The following is a 19,877-nucleotide window of genomic DNA, read 5'->3' as shown; positions in this document are numbered from 1 at the left end:
GGGGAATGCAACCGATATCCTGCCACCGCCTGCGTGACGGGCGGTTGATGTGCTCAGCGCCAGTCGGCGGGCAGCTTCCGCGTGCGGGTGCGGTACTTCATTGTTCCGTTGCGCAGCGTGCCCTCCGTCGTCTGCAGGTGTTCGCCATCGGGCGACAGCGATTCCTCCCAGCTGGCCACCTGCTGCAGCTGCCCGTCCACGTAACGGTAGGTTTCGGTGGCGTGCGAGCAGCAGCCGCCGCGCGAGGCGGAGATGAGGGTGCGCGTAGCGGGGTCGATGGCCAGCTGTGGCAGGCTCGACAGCGTTGGCTCGAACACGAAGGCCTGGGCCGCCGGGTCGAACAGGTACAGGTTCCGCGTGGCGTTCGGGCCTGCCCCGCCGGCGTAGCCGGGTACGCTCAGGTCCGGCCAGCCGTCGAAGTTGGCGTCCACCAGCTGCACCACGTCCGGGCCGGCGCTCAGCGGCTCGGCATCGATGTCGCGCAGGATCTGCCGGCGCAGGCCGGTCGTGGCGTCCAGGATGTCAATGGCCTGCAGCACTGCTTGATCGTCGTCGGCGGGCGCAACGACCAGCACGAAACGCAGGTGGTCGGTGGTTGCCTGCTGGGGAATACGCACATCCCCGGCGGCAAGATCATCCCGACGGATCCAGCCGGGCGTCGCCGCGCCGTCTGCCGCCACTACTTCAATGGCGATCCACTCAGCGCCCCTGCTGAGCACACCGGCATAGCGCCCCGCGGCAAGCGTGCCGGATGCCATGCCGTCCCCGTCGCTTCGGTAGACCGGGGTGTCCACGGTCGCCGCGAAAACGTCGATGTAGGGTCGTGGCGCCTGCAGGGCGAACCCGTCGCGATAGTGGGTGACCTGGTAGTGGTGAACAGACCTGCCGTAAGCGTCGGGCGCACACACACCGCCCACCGCGCAGGCGCCGATCTCATCCGGGGTGGGCTTGCGGCTGGCGGGAACCTGCTCGGTACGGATCAGCGTTTTCTGGTCGGCCCAGCGCAGCGTGAAGCCGCGTTCGGTCCAGGCCAGCGCCGCTTCGCTGTCGGCGCTGCCAATGTTGGTGCGGCAGAACGGCTGCGCCTCGGAACGTTCGTTCCAATCGGGAAAGGCATAGGCCGGGCACAGCCGGTTGGCGCTGTTGATGTCGTAGCGGTACGCCGCATCGGTGACGAATACCAGCTTGCTCAACGCCTCGCCCGGATCGCGCGACACGAAGGCGTAGCGCACCTTCGCCGCGTCGGGAATCGCGGTGGCAAGCAGGTCCTGCTGGATTTCGCCTGCGGCCGGCGGTGCTGCCGTTTCTGCCTGGGGCGCCTCGGGCGAAAGCTGGTAAATGCCGGGCTCCAGCAGCGGTCCCGCTTCGGCATGGGTCGTCAGGATGGCAAGCAACAACGCGGCGTAGCGGATTCTCATGCCGCCATCATGCGTGATGTCCCTAACGCGACGATAGTGGTCCCTATCGCGCGAGACGGCAGCGTGCGTCCGGCTTACCCTCGTGCTCCGCTTGTCCCCCACCAGGTCCAGGCTGGAGCACGCGCCACACCCTGGCGGCGTGGCCGGCCGGGACCGCAGCTGTAGTTCCAATGGTCCCATGAGCACAGAAACCCCGCCGTCCGCTTCGCCCGCCGTCCCTGCTTCGCCGGTACTGCCCGCCGCTTCCGATCCCGCCCACCAGGGCTTTGCGATCCGCATCGTCGGTGCCGCCGCGTTTGCGCACCTGCTCAACGACATGATCCAGGCCGTGCTGCCGGCCGTGTACCCGATGTTCAAGAGCCAGTTCGCGCTGACCTTCGGCCAGATCGGCACCATCGCGCTGGTCTACCAGTTCACCGCCTCGCTGCTGCAGCCGTGGGTGGGCATGTACACGGACAAGCGCCCGCTGCCCTACCTGCTGCCCTCCGGCATGATCGCCACGTTCGTCGGCATCGGCATGATGGCCATGGCCAGCAGTTACGAAATGCTGCTGCTGGCCGCCGCCGTGGTGGGCGTGGGCTCGGCCACGTTCCACCCGGAAGCCTCGCGGGTGGCGCGCATGGCCTCAGGCGGGCGTTTCGGCACCGCGCAGTCCACCTTCCAGGTCGGCGGCAATACCGGCTCGGCCATCGGCCCGCTGCTGGCCGCCGCCGTGGTGATTCCGCACGGCCAGCGCGCCATCGGCTGGTTCCTGCTGATCGCCGCCGTGGCCATCTTCGTGCTGTTCCGGCTGACCGGTTGGACCGTGCGCCACGGCCAGGCAAAGATGAACAGCTTGGCGCGCTCGCATGGCATCGGCCTGAGCCGCGGCAAGGTGGTGCAGGCCATCGCGGTGATCGCGGTGCTGATGTTCGCCAAGTTCGTGTACATCGCCTCCATCACCAACTACTTCACTTTCTACCTGATCGAACGTTTCCACCTGAGCGTGCAGCAGAGCCAGATGTACCTGTTCGTGTTCCTGGCGTCGATCGCGCTGGGCACCTTCATCGGCGGCCCGGTGGGTGACCGGATCGGGCGCAAGGCAGTGATCTGGATTTCGTTCCTGGGCGTGGCGCCGTTCGCGCTTGCCCTGCCCTATGCCAACCTGATGGGCACCGCGGTGTTGGCCGTTGCCGTCGGGCTGGTGATGTCGTCTGCGTTTGCCGCGCTGGTGGTGTATGCGCAGGAAGCGGTGCCGGGGCGTGTCGGGATGGTGTCCGGGCTCATGTTCGGGCTGATGTTCGGTATCGGTGGGATCGGCGCGGCCGGGTTGGGCAAGCTGGCTGACATCCATGGCATCGTGTGGGTGTACCACCTCACCTCGTTCCTGCCTTTGTTGGGGTTGGTTACTGCGTTTCTGCCAAAGACGTCCGTGCGCTGACGGGGGTTGCCGACTAACAGTCGGCACTACCGTCGGCACTACCGTCGGCATTACCGTCGGCAGTATCGTCGGCAGTATCGTCGGCAGTAGCGTCAACAGGACCGTCGGCAGTAGCGTCGGGACCACCGTGGGCAGTACCGTTTCGCGTCAGACGTTTCGTGTTATTGGAAGAACTGGCTGGGCAGCTGGCCGAAGCGCTTCTTGAACATGGCGGTGAACGCGCTGGGGCTGGCGTAGCCTTGCGACAGCGCTACGTCGATGACCTTTTCGCCATGGGCGAGGCGTTCGAGGGCGCGGACGAGCCGGATCTGCTGGCGCCATTGACCGAACGTCATGTGCAGTTCGCGCGCGCACAGGCGCTGGATCGTCTTGGCGTCCACACCGAGGCGAACGGCCCAGTCCTGCAGCGTGGAAGCGTCGTCGGGCGCGGCGTCCCAGTGCTGCGCGATCTGCTGCAGGCGCGGGTCGACCGGTTCCGGAACATGCAGCGGCAGCACCGGCAGCGCCTGCAGTTCGTCCAGGATCAGCTGCATGAGATGGCCGTCGCGTGAGTCCGGAACGTAGGGCTGCTCCACGATGGCCGCCGCGCCGATCAGTTCGGCCAGCAAGGGTGTGATCGACACGGTCGCTGCGCTGGGCGGCGCATCGGCGATGGCCTGCGGCAGGATGTACAGGCTGCGCATGCGCACCGCGCCGATGCAGCTCACCTTGTGGCCGATCCCGGCCGGCATCCAGATCGCGCGCGTGCTGGGCACCACCCATCGCCCTGCGCCGGCCTGCACCACCAGCACGCCGGAGGCGGCGTAGACCAGCTGGTGGCGGTCCGGATGGTGGTGCAGCGGAATCACCGTGCCGGCGGCGTAGTCGCGCGCCCGGCACAGCACGGCGGACTCGGGGCCCAGCGGCAGGCGCTGGCCCGCGGCGTCAACCGGCGGGATGTCTTTTTTTCGATGAGGCATGGGAAGATACTGCGAAACAACCACCCCGCAACTCTAGCCCCGCCCGCGCCGCCACTCAACCACACGCTCACGGCACGCGCCCTACCCTGCACCCATGCGTCGTTTCGCCCAAGCCATTGCCGAGCCGGAATCGGTCCCCGACGGACTGCCGCGCGAGCTCGCCACTGCCGTGGCCGCAGCGCCGGACCGCTACAACATCGGCAAGGGGTCCACGGCATCGGTGCTGGCCCGCAATGCCGATGGCGAGTTGATCGTGACCGACATGGCCTGGGGCCTGGTGCCGCGCTGGTCGAAGACGCCGGATACGCCCTACACCACCGTCACCGCCCGCCTGGACCGGGCGCCGGGCAGCCGTATCTTCTCCAACGCCTGGACCGAACGCCCGTGCGTGATTCCGATGACCGGGTACTACAAGCTGGACCGCCAACGCCGGCCGCCGTGGCCGCTGTTCGTGCAGCGGCGCGATGGCCTGGCCCTGCTGGCCGCCGGCCTCTGGGAGCATTGGGAGGACGGCGACGGCCACGCGATGGATTCCTTCAGCGTGCTCACCGCACCCAACCGCGCCATTCCGGAACCACTGACGCCGGATGGGCCGGTGTTCCTGCCCGCCGAGCTGGCACTGGCATGGCTTTCCGGTGCCGCCAAAACCCCTGCCTCGCTGCGGGTACGCTCGCCGGCACTGGAGGCGTATCCGGTCGGACGCGCCTTCCGCGACCTCAAGCGCGACGACTACACGCTGCTGGAACCGGTCGACCCGGACGTGGAAACGACATCGCCGCCCCCGGTGGACGGGGACGGCGATGGCTGGGACGAGGACGGCTGAGCGGCGTCAGCGCGACATCGAGTACGGCTGTTCCGCGCCCTGCCCCGGCCATGCCTTGTTCGGCGTTGCCTGCAGGGTGAAGTGCAGTTCGCCGCCGGCCAGGATTTCCGCATGGCGCAGGAACGTGCGGTTCAACGGCTTGCCGTTGAGCGTCACCGAACCCACGTACTCGTGGCCCTTGCCCATGCCGTCGGTGGTGATGCGGAAGGTCTTGCCGTTGGGCAGGTTCAGCACCGCCTTGGGCAGGAACGGGCGGCCGATGATGTACTCGGCGCTGCCCGGTGCCACCGGGTAGAAGCCCAGGGCGGTGAACACATACCAGGCAGACATCTGGCCCAGATCGTCATTGCCGGCCAGGCCATCGGGGCGGTCGGCGTACTGGGTGTCCATGATCTGCTTCAAGCGCGCCTGCGCGCGCCACGGCTGGCCCGCGTACGAATACAGGTAGGCCACGTGGTGGCTGGGTTCGTTGCCGTGCGCGTACCAGCCGATCAGGCCGGTGATGTCTTCCATGTGTTCGAAGATGGACGGATCGACCTTGGCATCGAATACCGCATCCAAACGCGCCAGCAGCTTGTCTGCGCCGCCGTGGACCTCGGCCAGGCCGGCCACGTCCTGCGGCACGTACCAGGAATACTGCCAGGCGTTGCCTTCGGTGTAGTCGGTGCCGTAGCCGCTGGCGCTGGGATCGAACGGGGTGCGGAAGCTGCCGTCACGCTTGCGTGCGCGCATGAAGCCGGTTTCGGCGTCGAAGGCATGGCGCCAGTTGCCGGCGCGCTTGTCGAACTCGGCCGCCACATCCGTCTTGCCCATGGACGTGGCCATGCGTGCGATGGTCCAGTCGTCGAAGGCGTACTCCAGCGTCTTGCTGGCCGCTTCGCCCTCTTCGTCGATCGGCACCCAGCCCAGCTCGCGGTACTGCGCGATGCCATCGTACGGGCCGTAGTTGGCGGTGGCCACCATCGCCTGCAGCGCCTTGTCGGCGTCGAAGCCACGAATGCCCTTGACGTAGGCATCGGCGATCACCGGCACTGCGTGGTAGCCGATCATGCACCAGGTTTCCTGGCCATGGAACGCCCACACCGGCAGCATGCCGTAGGCACTGCTGTGCTGGTGCGCGAGCAGCGAATTGACCATGTCGCTGGTGCGCTGCTCCGGCTGCACCAGGGTCAGCAGCGGGTGCAGGGCGCGATAGGTATCCCACAGCGAGAAGGTCGAGTAGTTGGTATAGCCCTCGGCGCGGTGCACGGCGTTATCCGAGCCACGGTACTGGCCGTCCACGTCCATGAACAGGGTCGGGCCGAGCAGGCTGTGGTACAGCGCGGTGTAGGCGCTGCGTTTGTCATGCGCGGGGGCCTCGATGTCCAGCACCGACAGCGCCTGCTGCCATTGCGTGCGGGCGTCGGCGCGGATGCGGTCGAAGTTCTGGTCTTTCGCTTCGGCGTCGAGGTTGGCGATGGCGCCGGCTTCGCTTACCGAGGAGATCGCCACGCTGACCACCAGCGGGGCATCGAGCTTGCCGAAGTCGAACGTACCGACCAGCTGGCGGCCTTCGATCTGCGGGCGCTGCTCCGGGTGGTTCTGGCCCGGCGGCGGGAAGCCCTTGTAGGCGATGTCGGTTTCCGTGTTGTGCAGCGCGTGCCCGGTGAGCGGGCGCGAGAACCGCATGGCGAAATACAGCTGGCGTCCCGGTGCCCAGCCGCGGGTTTCGCGGAAGCCGGTCACAGTGCCGTCCTCGCGCAGCCGCAGGCGCGACCACAGGATCTTGCCGGGGTAGTCGTACAGGCTGGTGCGCAGGTCGAGCAGCAGCTTGGCCTCCTCGCCCTTCGGGTAGGTGTAGCGATGCACGCCGGTGCGGGCACTGGCGGTGAGCTCGGCGCGGACCTTGTAGTCCTGCAGCGTCACGGCGTAGTAGCCGGGCTCGGCTTTTTCATCCTTGTGGTCGAAGCGCGAGGCGTAGCCGCTGCGCGGCTTTTCCGGATCGCCACGCTCCAGGCCGGGGTCGCCGGTGAACGGCATCACCAGCACATCGCCCAGGTCGGAATGGCCGCTGCCGGAGAAATGGGTGTGCGAGAAGCCGACGATGCTGCTGTCGTCGTGGCGGTAGCCGGCGGCCCAGTCGTAGGCCTTCTCGCGCGGCTGGATGCGGGTGTCCGGGCTGAGCTGGACCATGCCGAAGGGCACCGTCGCGCCGGGATAGGTATGCCCTTCGCCCCCGGTACCAATGAATGGATCCACGGCGGCGTAGGCGCGTTCGCCTGCGCTCTGCGGCGCCGCTGCTGCGGTGCCTGCCACCAGCATGGCGCCCATGGCCAGTGCCACCAACCCCGACTTCCCCGCTCTGCTCATATGGATTTAGATCGATTCAAGGTGAACCGATCCTAGCATTGGTTGTCCCCGCGCCGCATGTTGCGGCGCGGGGGTGTCGCTTGGGGTGGGTTGGCTGGGCCAGGCTTCGGGCGGCGTCGGTGGTTTTAGATGGCGCCAGACACGCGTGGCGTGTCGCTACGGTTCGCTTCCGGGAGGGTGGGATGAGTGGCGTCCACCGTTACCGGCTCGTCGCTGCGCAGCAGAGCGTGGGCTTCGGCCTCGCTGGCCACCGCCGGCGGCGAACCGCGCAGTGGCAGGTTGGCGGTTTCGTTGACGAACAGCATCGTCACCAGGCCGATCACCGCCGCGCCCATCAGGTAGTACGCCGGCACCAGCGGGTCGCCGGTACGCTCCACCAGCCAGGCGGTGATCAGCGGCGTGGTGCCACCGAACAGCGACACCGAGACGTTGAACGCGATCGACAGCGCGCTGTACCGCACCGGGGTGTAGAACAGCGCCGGCAGCGTGGACGGCATGGAACTGGTGAAACACACCAGCGCCAACCCGAGCAGCATCAGGCCGAGGAAGATCAGCCCGTCGTGGCCGCTGCCCACCAGCAGCAGGCACGGAATGGCCAGCGCGAACAGCGCGATGCACGCGCCGATGATCATCGGCCGACGGCCCAGGCGGTCACTGAACAACCCGCCCACCACGTTGAGCGGCATCATCACCAGCATCACGATGATGATCAGCAGCAGGCCCTTGCTCTCTGCATAGCCCATGGTCACGCTCAGGTAGCTGGGCATGTAGGTGAGCAGCATGTAGTCGGTGACATTGAATACCAGCACCAGGCCCACGCACTTGAGCAGCTGCGGCCAATGCACGCGCAGCAGCGCTCCCAGCCCGGGGCGTTCGAGGTCGCGTTTGTCGGCCTCTTCGGCATAAACGCGGAACGCCGGGGTCTCTTCCAGCTTCATGCGCATGTACAGGCCGAGCAGGCCCAGCGGGCCGGCGATCAGGAACGGCAGGCGCCAGCCCCAGTCCAGCATCTGCGTGCTGCTCAAGGCCATGTGCAGCACGGTCACCGTGGCCGCACCGGCGATGTAGCCACCCAGCGTGCCGAACTCGAGCCAGCTGCCCATCAGGCCGCGGTTGCGGTCGGTGGAATATTCGGCGATGAACGTGGCCGCGCCGCCGTATTCGCCGCCGGTGGAGAACCCTTGCACCAGGCGCGCAAGCAGCAGCAAGGCCGGGGCCCACATGCCGATGCTGTCGTAGGACGGAATCATGCCGATGCTGAAGGTGCCCAGCGCCATCAGGATCATGGTGAACGCCAGCACTTTCTGGCGGCCGTATCGGTCACCCAGCGGGCCGAACACCAGCCCGCCCAGCGGGCGGACCAGGAACGCCACGGTGAAGGTGGCGAAGGTGGCGATCAGCTGCGCGGTCGGGCTGCTGGCGGGGAAGAACACCTGGCCGAGCGTGACCGCAAGATAGCCGTACACACCGAAATCGAACCATTCCATCGCATTGCCGAGCGCGGCGGCACCCACTGCTTTCTTGAGCATGGGGCGATCGACCACGGTGACTTCGTCGACCTTCATCTGGCGGCGGCGCTTGAACCACCCGAAATGGGCATGTGCGGCATGCAGTTCCTGCATCTGCTTTCTCCTGGAAGCAGGGTCATCAACGCACCCGAGGTCCCGCGCAAGGCACAGGTAAACACCGCCTCTGGAAGAACGCGGCACGAGGCGCGAAGAGGGGTAGCAACAGGCGTTCCCGGACGGCCGCGTGGTACACCACGGCGCTGCAGGAAGGATGACCGAGAGACGGGCAATGGCCCGAGGCAATGATCAAGCGCACATGTTAGCACAGTGTGTGCATGTGGCCTTTATCGAATCTTCACATGCTGTCCAAACGCCTTGTTTCAAGGCGTTTTGCAGCCATCGGTAAAGTTGGGGCAATCGTTGACGTCCATTGGTAGAGTCGGTTCCCGAACGACTGCCCTCAGCGCTTCCGCGTTCGGTAACGCATGGACTGTGCCGAGGCAGAAGCGTGATGTCGCCGACGGTCATGCCGTAATCGAATGTTGGCAATTCCACGGCGGTCGATTGGGATGCGACCCTACCGCTCTGCATCAGGCCCCGCTTTGCAGTTCCATCGCGCGCATCACGATGGGCTTGGCCCAATCGGGCGTCTGCAGCAGATCGATCACCGTGACCGGAAAATGCAATCCATCGCGATCCAGCTGCAGCAGCGGCAGCGGTGCGGCCCTGCCCTTTGCATCGGCGGGCGCGCTGTTGTCGTACACATGCAGCTCGGCAAGATGCGGCAGCAGTTCGATCAGGTTTTCGCGCGCGGAATCGAAACGTGCGCGGATCTTGTCGTGCGGAATATCGTGTCCGCCCTGGCTGACCCGATCAGCCACGCGTTCGATGTGCAGCGCCACGCTGTGCAGGCCGCAGAACCAGATCGCCACGTCGTGGGTCTGGCAGGCATCGCGCAGCAGGCGTGGAATGGTGTTGCCGCCCAGCGTGGTTTCAAACGCAAAGTCGGTGCCATCGGCCATCGCCTGGCGCAGCCGTCGGGCGCCCTCGCTCCATGCTGCGGCGTTGGCCTCGTCCAGCGGCCAGCCCTGTTCCACCAGCCGCCGGGTGAAGCTGTCCGGGTTGAACCAGGTCAGCCCCGCGTCGCGCAGCCATGTGCCCAGCAGCGAACTTTTACCGGCGCCATTGACGCCGGCCAGTACCAGGATCCGCGCCACCGATCAGAGCGACGGGCCAAGGGCGGTCCTGCGCCCGCGACGGATCGGCTGGCCCATCACCTTGCCCAGCCCACCGTCGGTATTGAGACTGGCCAGGGTGGTATCGAACTCCGCACGGAGGCGATCCAGCTCCCCCTGGCGCGCGTCATCCGGGTTGCCGGCCGCGCGGGCCAGCAGCTCCTGGTAGGCCTTGATGTCCACGATCACCGCTTCGGGGTGGTTGTGGTTGGTGATCACCAGGGCCTGCTTTTCGCGCACGGTGCGCATCAGGCTCGGCCAGCCCCGGGTCTTCACCGATGACGCAGTGGCCTTTTCAAGGCCGGGAACATCCAGGGGCAGGCTCATGACGGACATCCAGCGGAGGGATGTGGCCACTATACCCCTTTTGGGTAAATTGGGAATAAAGGGATATTCATCTACCCGAGGGCGCGGTCGAGGGCATCCAGATCTCCTTGGGCGGTCGGGCGGACCACCCGCGCCACCTCCTGCCCGTCGCGCAGCAGGACCAGCGTGGGCCAGAGCTTGACCGTGAAGGCGCGCCCCAAGGGGCGCCCCTTGCCGTCCTCGACCTTGCGGTGGTCGAGGCCGTGTTTTTCAACAAAGTCCCTGACCACCGGCTGTGCCGCCGCGCAATGCCCGCACCAGTCCGTGCCGAATTCCAGCAGCTGCCAGCCCGTGCCTGCCTCTACTTCGGCACGGGCAGGCTCCAGCAGATCGGTAAACCTGCGTGCGTAGGCCATGGCTCAGGCCGCCAGGGCGCGCTGGATGTCGTCCAGCGTGGAATTGGTGTAGTCCTTGGCGATCTCCTTCAGCATCCGGCTCTGTACTTCCTTGTGCAGCTGCGGCCGGATGTGGCCCAGCGTGGTCGGGTCGGCGATCAGGATCAGGTGCTCATAGCGGTGCTTGAGCGCGTGATCGTTCAACTGCTGCGCCAGCTGTTTGGCGAAGGTGGCTTCATTGAGCTGGGAAAGGCTCATGTCCTTGGGCACTGCGCCGGAGGGCCCCTGGCCGGAGACGCCTTCGGCGCTGATGTCCTTGACCTCCAGTTCCTCCTCCTGCTTCAGCTGCAGCGTGCGGCCGTCGCCCACATTGGTGAACACGCGGGCCGAGCCGCCATCAGCCACGATGACGAGGGTACCTTTGGGGATCTGCAGGGTGGACATGGTTGAACTCCTTGGATGGAAAAACGGGCGATGTGTTGGCCCGCCCCCACCGTAGGCAAACGGATGTAAGCGCGGTGCATAGGCGCGTGTTCACCGTGTATGCAAGGGCATTCAGGGAGTCGGTCGGTCATTACAGTGTAAAATTCGCGGTTTTTGACCGGAACCATGGCGAAGAAGCAGCACCGCACGCCTGTCCCCGGCCCGCCCTTCATCCGGTTGCTGGCGGCGCTGGCCGACCGCAATGCCCCGCGTACCGGGCCCGACCTGTCCGATCGGCTCAGCCAGTGGATCGACTGGACCCGGGCCGTGGCCCTGTCGCGCGCGCTCGACGGGCGGCTGCCGGCCGGGGCCGACGCCGCACCGGGTTCTGTCGAGGCGCTTGACGCGGAATGCGCGCGGGTACGCGCCAGCCTGGTCGAAAGCATTACCGCCCCGCCGGCGGCAGGCAAACCGGCCGCGACCGACGCTACCGCCTACCGCCAGCGCTGTCTCACCGTGCAGCGCGCCATGCTCACCGCGACCGGGCGCCTGCGCGGCCTGCTGCGGGACCGGCTCAGTGCCGGGCCCGGCGAGCTGCCCCGGTTGGCCGAGGTGGACGCCGCCATGGAGCAGGCGCTGAGCCCGCGCGAGCAGCAGCTCCTGGCCAGCGTGCCGGCCCTGCTCGGCACCCATTTCGAGCGTCTGCGCGACGACGCCGGCAGCGCTGAGGTCGATCCCGACAGCAGCTGGCTGCACTTGTTCAGGAACGACATGCAGGCCGTGCTGCTGGCCGAGCTGGATGTCCGTTTTCACCCCATCGAAGGCCTGCTTGCAGCGCTTCGCCCCCACTAACCGGGCTGTCATGTTCAGAACTCCTCTCTACCTCGTTGTTTTCCTTGCCGGCCTGCTGGCGGTGTGCTGGATCGGTGCCGGTTACGTGGGCAGCAACCCGGTCGGCCTGGCCGTGGCGCTGGTGATTGCCGCCTGCTATGTGGCCGGTGCAGTGGAACTGCACCGCTACCGGGCGGCTACCGCAGGGCTCAGCGTCGCGGTGGCTGAGGCGGCGACGGCGCCGGCCAACCTGGCCGAGTGGCTGGAGAAGGTACCGGCAGGCCTGCGCAACGCGGTGCGCCTGCGCGTGGAGGGCGAGCGCGTGGCGCTGCCGGCGCCGGTGCTGACCCCGTATCTGGTCGGCCTGCTGGTGCTGCTCGGCATGCTCGGCACCCTGCTGGGCATGATGGCCACCCTGCGCGGCACCGGGCTGGCACTGGGCAGCGCCACCGACCTGCAGTCCATCCGCGGTTCGCTGGGCGCGCCGGTGGAAGGCCTGGCCGTGGCGTTCGGCACCTCGATTGCCGGCGTGGCCACCTCGGCCATGCTGGGCCTGCTGTCGGCGCTGTGCCGGCGCGAACGCCTGTTGGGCGTGCAGCAGCTGGATACCCGCATCGCCACCACCCTGCACCTGCACTCGCAGGCGTGGCAGCGTGCCGAAGCCTTCCGCCTGCTGCAGGCGCAGGCAGGCCTGATGCCGGCGCTGGTGGACCGCCTGGAAGCGATGAGTGCCGCGATCGAAGCGCAGAGCGGCGCGGCCGGCGAACGCCTGTCGGCCAACCAGGACGCCTTCCATGCCCGCGCCGAGGCCGCCCATGAGCGCCTCGCCGGTTCGGTGCAGGAGGCATTGCAGGCCAGCGTCGCGCAGAGTGCGCGCGCGGTCGGCGAGGCCCTGCAGCCGATCATGGCCGAAACCATGGCCGGCATCAGCCAGCAGACCACTGCCCTGCAGGCCACGGTGGGCGATGCCGTGCGCGCGCAGCTGGACGGCCTGGCCAGTGGCTTCGAAGCCAGCCGCGCCGCCACCAGCGAGACCTGGAACGCTGCGCTCAGCAGTCAGAAGCAGGCGCACGACACCCTGTCGGCAGAACTGCGTTCTACCCTGGCCACGCTCAGCGAACAGCACGACCAGCGTGCCGTGCAGCTTCTGGAAACCCTGGCCGCCCGTCTCGACGCCAGCGTGGATGCATGGACCGGGGCACAGACCGAACAGGCGCAGCGCCATGCCGCCCTTACCCGCGATCTGCGCAGCACGCTTGAGGATTTCAGCCAGCTGCAGGGCGAGCACGGCGTCCGCCTGCTCGATTCGGTGGGTACGCGTCTGGCTGCCTGGGTCGACACCCTCGCCGAGCGCATGGACAGCAGCGCCAGCACCCACGCGCAGGCGTGGCGCGATGCGCTGCAGGGCCAGCAGTCGGTGAACGCCGAACTGGCCGAACGCAACCAGCAGGCACTGGTCGCGGCCACCGCCAGCTTCGATGGCCATGCGCGTTCGCTGGTGGATGGCCTGCAGGCCTCGCACAGCGGCCTGCAGGATCGTCTGGAAGCCCGCGACGCGCAGCGCCTGGCCACCTGGAGCGATGCCTTCACCCAGCTGTCGGAACAGCTCGGCCAGCAATGGGCCGACAACGGTGCGCAGGTTGCGGCCAGCCAGCAAGCGGTCTGCGAAACCCTGTCGCGTACCGCACACGAGATCGGCACGCAGGCGCAGGCGCATGCGGCCGAGACCATCAGCGAGATCTCGCGGCTGGTGACGCTCGCCTCGGAAGCCCCGAAGGCGGCCGCCGAAGTGGTCGCCGAACTGCGCCAGAAGCTGTCCGACAGCATGGTCCGCGACACCGCCATGCTCGACGAACGCACCCGCCTGCTGGCCACGCTGGAAACGCTGCTGGATGCAGTCAACCACGCGTCCACCGAACAGCGCACCGCCGTGGACGCGCTGGTCAGCACCTCGGCCGATCTGCTGGAGCGCGTGGGCACGCAGTTCACCGACCATATCGCTGCCGAGACCGGCAAGCTGGATGGCGTGGCCGCGCAACTGAGCGGCAGCGCGGTGGAGGTGGCCAGCCTGGCCGAGGCGTTCGGCACTGCGATGCAGAGCTTCGGCACCGCCAGCACCGGGCTGGGTGAGCAGCTGCAGCAGGTGGCCGGCGCGCTGGATGCCTCGATGACCCGCAGCGATGAGCAGCTGGCCTATTACGTGACCCAGGCGCGTGAAGTGATTGACCTGAGCGTGCTCTCCCAGCAGCAGATCATCGAGGAACTGCAGCAGCTGGCCGGCCGCCGCCGCAGCGCCGGGGCCGCCACCGCATGAGCGACGAGATCGAGCTGGAAGGCGAAACCGGCGCGCCGATCTGGGCCGCCTTCGGCGACCTGATGTCGGTGTTGCTGGGCGCGTTCGTGCTGATCCTGGTCGGCGTGGTGGCGCTGCAGCTGGAGCTGTCGCATCGCCTCGATGAGGAAGTGGCGCAGCGCCAGGCCGAAGCCAAGCGGCGCCAGACCCTGGAACAGGCCCTCGCCGGCCCGCTCGCCGCCGGGCGGGTAACGCTGGTGGATGGCCGCATCGGCATCCGCGGCAGCGTGCTGTTCGCGCTCAATTCCGACCAGCTGCAGCCGGAAGGCCGCGAGCTGCTGCGCAGCCTGGCTGCGCCGCTGGCCGGGTATCTTTCATCGCGCGAAGAGATCCTGATGGTCAGCGGGTTCACCGATGACCGTCCGGTACGCGACAGCAACCGCCAGTTCGCCGACAACTGGGAACTGTCGGCCGAGCGCGCATTGACCGTGACCCGGACCCTGATCGCCGAAGGCGTGCCGGCCGGTTCGGTGTTCGCCGCCGCGTTCGGTGCCGAACAGCCGGTAGGTTCCAACGCCGACGAAGAAGGCCGCGCACGCAATCGCCGTGTCGAAATGGCGCCGATTCCACGCCCGAAGCCGACCGTGGCGGGCGATGGACGGTAACCGTACCGCCGCCAGCGACCGGCTCGCGCACTGGCGCGGGCAGCAGCTGGATCGCCACGATCCGGTGCAGTTCGCGTTCCTGGAAGCGCTGCAGCGCCGCGCGCAGCAGGCCAGCGGTTCGCTGCGCGGCGTGCTGGACGCCCGCCTGGAGACGCTGCTGGCTGCCTACGCCGAACGCGTGACTGCCGCGCCGGTTGCCACCGCGCTGCCGAAGACCGCCGGAATGCCGGATACGCTCGCCGCGCTGGGCCAACCGCGCGCCACGCACAACCCCGACTACCCTGCACTGCCGGCCCTGGCCGAATTCCGCAGTGCCTGGGCTGCGCTGCGCACCGCCGGCCAGGTTCGGCAGACCCTGGCGCAGACGCCAAGCGATGGCGGTCCGTTGAACTCCAGCGTGCTGGTGCATCGTGCCATCGGCTGGATGGGCGAGGTCTCGCCCGCGTACCTGCAGCACTTCCTTGCCTACATCGACAACCTGGCCTGGCTGGAACAGATGCAGCAGCGCGGAACCCTGCCCAGCCGCGACAGCGTGCCCGGCCGCGCCCCGGCCAAGCCGCGCCGCAGCCGCAGCGCACGCTAACCGCGCAGGGTCGCGCCGCCGTCCACGTACAGGTCGCTCATGGCAATGTGGCCGGCCTGGTCGGAGAGCAGGAACATCACCGCCTGCGCGATGTCATCCGGGGTGGCCAGCTTGCGTAACGGAATGCCCGCCTTGTAGGTCGCCGGACTGCCATCGATGACCCGCTGCGCGCCGTGGTCATCGGCCCACATGCCGGTCTGCATCGGGGTCAGGGTCGACCCCGGCGCCACGATGTTGCAGCGGATGCCGTGCGGCGCCAGTTCCAGGCCCAGGCAGCGGGTGAACATGGTCGCCGCCGCCTTCGACGCCGCGTACGCGGCCATGCCATGGCGCGGCACGCCGGCGGCATTCGAGCTCACCGTCACGATGGCACCCTGCCCGCGCGGGATCATCACCCGGGCCAGCGCACGGGATAGATGGAAGACGCCGCCGGCATTGACCGCGAACACACGGTGCCATTGGGCGTCATCGGTGTCGGTGACCTCGCCGACCTGCAGCACGCCGGCAACGCTGATGCCGAAGCCGATCGGGCCGAGCGTGGCTTCAACCGCTCCGACCAGTGCGTCAACCGCCGTTGAATCGGTCACGTCCAGTGACCGCGGGTGCAGTCGCGGATGGGGCGGCAGCGCCGGTGCGGCCAGGTCGGTGGCGACCACCTTGCAGCCGCTATCCAGCAGCTGCTGGACCAACGCAGCGCCAATGCCGCCACTGGCGCCGGTCACCAGTGCAATCGTGTTCTCGAATCCTGTCAGCTTCATGTCCTGTCCTGTCGTTCAAGGCCGTCCCAGTGCTGCAGCCGCGCCGACAGCCACGGTGCCAGCTGCGCCACGGCATCGCGGCCGGTCAGCTCGGCATGCAGGAACGGCAGCGGCAATGCGTCCACCCGCGAGGCGTGCGCCTGCCACAGGGCAGACTGCAGGTGCGGCCGCTGCGCGTGGTCATTGCCGGCGCGCACATGCACCAGGGTGCCGGCGAAGTGGCGATGGTGATGCTCGCGGATCAACCGGTTGGTGCCGGTCACCGCGCGCACCACGCCGTCCAGCACGTGCCCGGGCAGGTTGCCCAGCGCGCTCTCGCCGCGGCGCAGGAACGCCACGATGCGCTCGCGGCTGTCCAGCTCGGGGTGGCGCTCCGGGTCGTAGCCGGCAATGGCCAACAGCGCACGCAGCGCCGCCACCGGATCCGGCTCGGGTTCCGCGCGCCAGCATTCGCTGGGGTAGGCATCCAGCAGGACCAGCGCCCCAACCTCACGCTGCATCGCCTGCAGCTGTACCGCGATGGCCTGGGCGATGATGCCGCCCACCGACCAGCCCAACAGATGCACCGGCCCCTGCGGCTGCAGCGCGAGGATGCGTGCGGCGTAGTCGGCGGCCAGCGCATCGATCCCCGCCGGCAGCGGCTGCGCGGGGTCGAGTACCGGCGATTGCAGGCCGTGCACGTCGCGTGCCGGGTGCAGCGCACGGCCCAGCTCGCGGTAGTTCCACGCGATGCCGCCTGCGGGATGGATCACGAACAGCGGCACCCTGCCCGGCTCACCGCGCGCGAGGGTGATCACTGGCCCCAGGCCGTGGTCGGTGTCCTGCAGCGGCACCTCCAGGCGTGCAGCCAACCCCGCCACCGTCGGCGTGGCGAATACCGCACCCAACCCCGGATCCTGCTGCCAACGCTGCTGGATCGCCAGCAGCAGGTGCACGGCCGACAGTGAATCGCCGCCCAGCGCAAAGAAGTCCGCGTCCGCTGCAGCCGGCGTCGCCAGCCCGAGCACCTGCTGGAACAGCGCGGCCAGTGCCTGTTCCGTGGGCGTCTGCGCGCTGCGGCCGGCCGCATGGGTGTCCGGCAGCGGCAGCGCGGCGCGGTCGAGCTTGCCGTTGGCCGTCACCGGCCACGCCTGCACCACCACGATGGCCGCCGGCACCATGTACTCGGGCAGTTGGGTGCCGAGCACGCCGCGCAGGCTGCCTGCGTCCAGTGCGTCACCGGATACGTACGCCACCACACGTGCCGGCATGCCCGGGTCCTGGTCGCGCAGCAGCACCTCGGCGCGGGCCACGCCGGGCAGGCCGCGCAACGCGGATTCAATCTCGCCCAGCTCGATGCGCAGGCCGCGCAGCTTGACCTGGTGGTCACTGCGGCCCAGGTACTCCAGCGCCCCGTCATCACGCCAACGTGCCCGGTCGCCGCTGCGGTACAGGCGTCCTCCGGGGACGTGCGGGTCGTCGAGGAAGCGTTCGGCGGTCAGGTCCTCGCGCCCGAGGTACCCACGCGCGAGCTGCACCCCGCCGAGATACAGGTCGCCGGGCACGCCCGCCGGCAGCGCCCGAAGCTGTGCATCCAGCACGTACAGCCGCGTGTTCCAGACCGGATGGCCAATCGGCACCGGGTCCGAACGGTCCTCACGGGACGCCGGCCAGTAACTGACGTCGACCGCTGCTTCGGTGGGGCCGTAGAGATTGTGCAGCTCCGCGTCGACACGCGCGTGGAAGCGGTCGCGCAAGCCGGCGTCCAGCGCCTCGCCACTGGTGAACACCTGCTGCAGCGGCAGGCCGCGCAGATCCGGCACGGCCAGCCAGGCATCCAGCATGGACGGCACGAAATGCAGCGTGGTGATGCGCTCGGCCACGATCAATCGGGTCAGCGCCTGCGGGTCGCGGTGCAGGCCGGGCGATGCGATCACCAGCGTGGCACCGCTGATCAGCGGCAGGAAGAACTCCCACACCGAAACGTCGAAGGTGGCCGGCGTCTTCTGCAGGATGCGCGCCTCCGGCCCGATCCGGTACTGGCTGCGCATCCATTCGAGACGGTTGACGATGGCGCGGTGTTCCACCACGACGCCCTTGGGCTCGCCGGTGGAGCCGGAGGTGTAGATCACGTAGGCCGCGTCACCCGGTTGCACGGTATCGGGGAGAGCCACATCGCTGCGGATTGCCCATTGCGACGGCGACAGGACCGGCGCGCCCACGAAGCGATGTGCATCGCCTCTTTCGGCCAGCACGCACTGCGGCTGCGCCGACGCCAGGATCTTCCGTAGCCGCGCATCCGGATGATCCAGGTCCACCGGCAGGTACGCGCCCCCGGCGCGTACCACCGCCACCAGCGCGATCACCAGCGACAACGAACGCGGCAGGGCCACCACCACGCGCGACTCGCGGGTAACGCCCATTGCCTCGAGCTGCAGCGCCAACGCACGGCTGCGCTGTTCCAGCACGTCGTAAGTCAGTGCCTCGCCTTCAAACAGCAGTGCGGTTGCGTCCGGCGCGGCGACCAGCCGCTGGTTCAGCAGCGCTGCAAGTGACACATCGGCAACCGCATGCTGCGTGGCATTGACGGTGTGCAGCCAGTGCTGCGCTTCGTCAGGCGTGCACAGCGCAACGTCTGCCAGCAGGCCACCGCGTGCCTGCACGTCGAGCGCGGACGACACGAAATGCAGCAGCCGTCGGGCATGCGCGGTGATCCCCGACCGCGTGTACTGCTGCGGGTTGGCCTCGATCTCCAATGCCAGCGACGTCAGTGCATCCCCGCGGAAACCGAAGGTGATGTCGTCCACCGGTCCGGTGCACAGCACCTCCAGCTGCGCCGTGACCCCCGGCCACGGCAGCGGCCGGTAGAACGGCTGCACGTTCACCAGGGCGCCGTGCAGCCGATGCTGCTGGCCGCTCCAGCCCAGGTCGCGGCGGATCTGCTCGCCCCGGTAGCGGCCATGCCGGCGGCCCCGCACCAGTGCCCGCGCGGTATCGCGCACCCTGGCCTCAACGGTTTCATCTGCGGTCGCGGCTACGCGCAGCGGCAGCACGTTCATCACCATCGCCGGGACCCGTGCCGAGGCGCTGCCCAGCCGCCCCATGTAAGGCACACCGACGGTCACCTCATCGCTGGCCGTCATCCGTCGGCAGTACTCGGCAGTCAACGCGGTGAGCAGGTCCGGCCAGGGCTGGCCCATGGCCTGCGCAGCGGCCAACAGCTGTTCGCGCAGCGGCACGTTGATGGTTTCGGTCACGCGCAGCGCATCGGCTGTTGCCGCTGCCATGCCACCACCCAGTCCCTCTGCGGGTGCCGCGTCCTGCATGTAGGCCCGCCAGTAGCCCGAATCGGCCACCCGGCGCTCACCGGTGCGGTACTGCGCATCTTCGTCCAGCACCGGCCGCAGCGGCTGCAGACCATCGCTGGCTTCGCCGGCGTACAGCGAACACACCCGGGCGCTGAACTGCGCCATGCCATAGCCATCGGTGGCCAGGTGATGCACCCGCAGATACCACGCGAAACGCCGCGGACCGAGCACGAACAGGCGCTGCTGGGCCATGCGGTCGCGGCCGGGATCGACCGGCTGCAGGCGGTCGGCCTGCATCACCTCGCGCGCGGCGTGCAGCGGATCGGTCTGGACAGAAAGATCCACCACCTGCACACGCGGAATGTGTTCCGGGTCCAGCCGCTGCTGCGGCACGCCCGCTTCGTTTTCGGCCACGCGCAGGCACAGTGCCTCGGCTTCAGCGGCGGCTGCATCGGCAGCCGCACGGAAACGGTCGACATCCAGCGCGCCTTCAAACCACACGACGTGTGCGGTATTGAATGTTGCGGGCGCAGGCGACAGGCGCTGCGCGTACCACAGCCCGGTCTGCGCCTCACTCAGCGGATACCGTTGCCGCCCTGCGCCCTCGGCGCTGGCCATCTGCGC

At 68.3% G+C, this 19,877-nt stretch carries 16 protein-coding genes; 6 read left to right on the top strand and 10 right to left on the bottom strand.

All coding sequences use genetic code 11. The features are described 5' to 3' along the window. Positions 1 to 53: 53 nt before the first annotated feature. Entirely contained in the window at positions 54 to 1,418 is a 1,365-nt protein-coding gene (locus tag ACQG3P_RS00370) for an XAC2610-related protein (protein ID WP_426803830.1), read from the bottom strand. A 178-nt stretch (positions 1,419 to 1,596) separates the two neighbouring features. Between ACQG3P_RS00370 and ACQG3P_RS00365 the strand changes: the two genes are divergently transcribed. Beyond that, positions 1,597 to 2,838, top strand: coding sequence for an MFS transporter (locus ACQG3P_RS00365; RefSeq protein WP_426803829.1), 1,242 nt, complete (start codon positions 1,597 to 1,599; stop codon positions 2,836 to 2,838). Positions 2,839 to 2,999: 161 nt separating this feature from the next. Here the strand turns inward: ACQG3P_RS00365 and ACQG3P_RS00360 are convergent, their stop codons facing one another. Continuing rightward, positions 3,000 to 3,797: an AraC family transcriptional regulator gene (locus ACQG3P_RS00360; RefSeq protein WP_210132648.1), complete on the bottom strand. Its 798-nt coding sequence runs from the start codon at positions 3,795 to 3,797 to the stop codon at positions 3,000 to 3,002. A 94-nt stretch (positions 3,798 to 3,891) separates the two neighbouring features. Between ACQG3P_RS00360 and ACQG3P_RS00355 the strand changes: the two genes are divergently transcribed. Then, positions 3,892 to 4,620 (top strand): SOS response-associated peptidase, encoded by a 729-nt coding sequence (locus tag ACQG3P_RS00355; RefSeq protein WP_426803828.1) that lies wholly within the window; start codon positions 3,892 to 3,894, stop codon positions 4,618 to 4,620. Positions 4,621 to 4,626: 6 nt separating this feature from the next. Here the strand turns inward: ACQG3P_RS00355 and ACQG3P_RS00350 are convergent, their stop codons facing one another. From ACQG3P_RS00350 to ACQG3P_RS00325, 6 genes are all read right to left on the bottom strand, one after another. After that, on the bottom strand, positions 4,627 to 6,969 hold the full coding sequence (locus tag ACQG3P_RS00350) for a GH92 family glycosyl hydrolase (protein ID WP_426803827.1): 2,343 nt from the start codon (positions 6,967 to 6,969) through the stop codon (positions 4,627 to 4,629). A 125-nt stretch (positions 6,970 to 7,094) separates the two neighbouring features. Beyond that, complete coding sequence (proP, locus tag ACQG3P_RS00345) at positions 7,095 to 8,591, bottom strand: glycine betaine/L-proline transporter ProP (RefSeq protein ID WP_426803826.1); 1,497 nt, start codon at positions 8,589 to 8,591, stop codon at positions 7,095 to 7,097. A 476-nt stretch (positions 8,592 to 9,067) separates the two neighbouring features. Next, positions 9,068 to 9,694 carry a hypothetical protein gene (locus tag ACQG3P_RS00340; RefSeq protein WP_426803825.1) on the bottom strand — a complete coding sequence of 209 codons (627 nt, stop codon included), beginning with the start codon at positions 9,692 to 9,694 and terminating at the stop codon, positions 9,068 to 9,070. 3 nt (positions 9,695 to 9,697) lie between these two features. Beyond that, the gene (locus ACQG3P_RS00335; protein WP_068852335.1) at positions 9,698 to 10,039 is read right to left on the bottom strand and encodes a type II toxin-antitoxin system prevent-host-death family antitoxin; all 342 of its coding nucleotides are present in this window, start codon (positions 10,037 to 10,039) and stop codon (positions 9,698 to 9,700) included. Positions 10,040 to 10,110: 71 nt separating this feature from the next. Continuing rightward, the gene (locus tag ACQG3P_RS00330) at positions 10,111 to 10,434 is read right to left on the bottom strand and encodes a thioredoxin family protein (protein WP_426803824.1); all 324 of its coding nucleotides are present in this window, start codon (positions 10,432 to 10,434) and stop codon (positions 10,111 to 10,113) included. A 3-nt stretch (positions 10,435 to 10,437) separates the two neighbouring features. Continuing rightward, positions 10,438 to 10,857: a host attachment family protein gene (locus ACQG3P_RS00325; protein WP_426803823.1), complete on the bottom strand. Its 420-nt coding sequence runs from the start codon at positions 10,855 to 10,857 to the stop codon at positions 10,438 to 10,440. A gap of 165 nt (positions 10,858 to 11,022) precedes the next feature. On the opposite strand from ACQG3P_RS00325, the gene ACQG3P_RS00320 reads away from it, so the two are divergent. The 4 genes from ACQG3P_RS00320 to ACQG3P_RS00305 are packed head-to-tail and all read left to right on the top strand — an operon-like array spanning position 11,023 to position 15,208. Further along, the gene (locus ACQG3P_RS00320; RefSeq protein WP_426803822.1) at positions 11,023 to 11,688 is read left to right on the top strand and encodes a DUF3348 domain-containing protein; all 666 of its coding nucleotides are present in this window, start codon (positions 11,023 to 11,025) and stop codon (positions 11,686 to 11,688) included. Positions 11,689 to 11,698: 10 nt separating this feature from the next. Beyond that, a complete protein-coding gene (locus tag ACQG3P_RS00315; protein ID WP_426803821.1) occupies positions 11,699 to 13,981 on the top strand; it encodes a DUF802 domain-containing protein in 2,283 nt (760 codons plus the stop codon). Beyond that, positions 13,978 to 14,625, top strand: a complete 648-nt coding sequence (locus ACQG3P_RS00310; protein WP_068852349.1) for an OmpA family protein — start codon at positions 13,978 to 13,980, stop codon at positions 14,623 to 14,625. Before ACQG3P_RS00315 ends, ACQG3P_RS00310 begins: the two co-directional genes overlap by 4 nt. After that, entirely contained in the window at positions 14,615 to 15,208 is a 594-nt protein-coding gene (locus ACQG3P_RS00305; RefSeq protein ID WP_426803820.1) for a DUF2894 domain-containing protein, read from the top strand. The genes ACQG3P_RS00310 and ACQG3P_RS00305 overlap by 11 nt, the downstream gene beginning before the upstream one ends. Here ACQG3P_RS00305 and ACQG3P_RS00300 read toward each other — a convergent pair. Both ACQG3P_RS00300 and ACQG3P_RS00295 read right to left on the bottom strand, forming a co-directional pair. Further along, positions 15,205 to 15,966: a 2,3-dihydro-2,3-dihydroxybenzoate dehydrogenase gene (locus ACQG3P_RS00300; protein WP_426803819.1), complete on the bottom strand. Its 762-nt coding sequence runs from the start codon at positions 15,964 to 15,966 to the stop codon at positions 15,205 to 15,207. The genes ACQG3P_RS00305 and ACQG3P_RS00300 overlap by 4 nt on opposite strands. Beyond that, positions 15,963 to 19,871 (bottom strand): amino acid adenylation domain-containing protein, encoded by a 3,909-nt coding sequence (locus ACQG3P_RS00295; protein ID WP_426803818.1) that lies wholly within the window; start codon positions 19,869 to 19,871, stop codon positions 15,963 to 15,965. Before ACQG3P_RS00295 ends, ACQG3P_RS00300 begins: the two co-directional genes overlap by 4 nt. Positions 19,872 to 19,877: the final 6 nt, after the last annotated feature.

This window comes from Stenotrophomonas sp. SrG, assembly GCF_050031795.1.
In the GTDB taxonomy this organism is placed as follows: Bacteria; Pseudomonadota; Gammaproteobacteria; order Xanthomonadales; family Xanthomonadaceae; genus Stenotrophomonas; species Stenotrophomonas rhizophila_A.
The sequence above is the reverse complement of the archived record's forward strand: the minus strand, read 5'-3'. Positions and strand labels throughout refer to the sequence as shown.

What these genes read in the sequence shown, in the direction of transcription:
- ACQG3P_RS00370 (WP_426803830.1), bottom strand. Translation starts at nt 1,418, where the DNA reads ATGAGAATCCGCTACGCCGCGTTGTTGCTTGCCATCCTGACGACCCAT.
- ACQG3P_RS00365 (WP_426803829.1), top strand. Translation starts at nt 1,597, where the DNA reads ATGAGCACAGAAACCCCGCCGTCCGCTTCGCCCGCCGTCCCTGCTTCG.
- ACQG3P_RS00360 (WP_210132648.1), bottom strand. Translation starts at nt 3,797, where the DNA reads ATGCCTCATCGAAAAAAAGACATCCCGCCGGTTGACGCCGCGGGCCAG.
- ACQG3P_RS00355 (WP_426803828.1), top strand. Translation starts at nt 3,892, where the DNA reads ATGCGTCGTTTCGCCCAAGCCATTGCCGAGCCGGAATCGGTCCCCGAC.
- ACQG3P_RS00350 (WP_426803827.1), bottom strand. Translation starts at nt 6,969, where the DNA reads ATGAGCAGAGCGGGGAAGTCGGGGTTGGTGGCACTGGCCATGGGCGCC.
- proP (WP_426803826.1), bottom strand. Translation starts at nt 8,591, where the DNA reads ATGCAGGAACTGCATGCCGCACATGCCCATTTCGGGTGGTTCAAGCGC.
- ACQG3P_RS00335 (WP_068852335.1), bottom strand. Translation starts at nt 10,039, where the DNA reads ATGAGCCTGCCCCTGGATGTTCCCGGCCTTGAAAAGGCCACTGCGTCA.
- ACQG3P_RS00330 (WP_426803824.1), bottom strand. Translation starts at nt 10,434, where the DNA reads ATGGCCTACGCACGCAGGTTTACCGATCTGCTGGAGCCTGCCCGTGCC.
- ACQG3P_RS00325 (WP_426803823.1), bottom strand. Translation starts at nt 10,857, where the DNA reads ATGTCCACCCTGCAGATCCCCAAAGGTACCCTCGTCATCGTGGCTGAT.
- ACQG3P_RS00320 (WP_426803822.1), top strand. Translation starts at nt 11,023, where the DNA reads ATGGCGAAGAAGCAGCACCGCACGCCTGTCCCCGGCCCGCCCTTCATC.
- ACQG3P_RS00315 (WP_426803821.1), top strand. Translation starts at nt 11,699, where the DNA reads ATGTTCAGAACTCCTCTCTACCTCGTTGTTTTCCTTGCCGGCCTGCTG.
- ACQG3P_RS00310 (WP_068852349.1), top strand. Translation starts at nt 13,978, where the DNA reads ATGAGCGACGAGATCGAGCTGGAAGGCGAAACCGGCGCGCCGATCTGG.
- ACQG3P_RS00305 (WP_426803820.1), top strand. Translation starts at nt 14,615, where the DNA reads ATGGACGGTAACCGTACCGCCGCCAGCGACCGGCTCGCGCACTGGCGC.
- ACQG3P_RS00300 (WP_426803819.1), bottom strand. Translation starts at nt 15,966, where the DNA reads ATGAAGCTGACAGGATTCGAGAACACGATTGCACTGGTGACCGGCGCC.
- ACQG3P_RS00295 (WP_426803818.1), bottom strand. Translation starts at nt 19,871, where the DNA reads ATGGCCAGCGCCGAGGGCGCAGGGCGGCAACGGTATCCGCTGAGTGAG.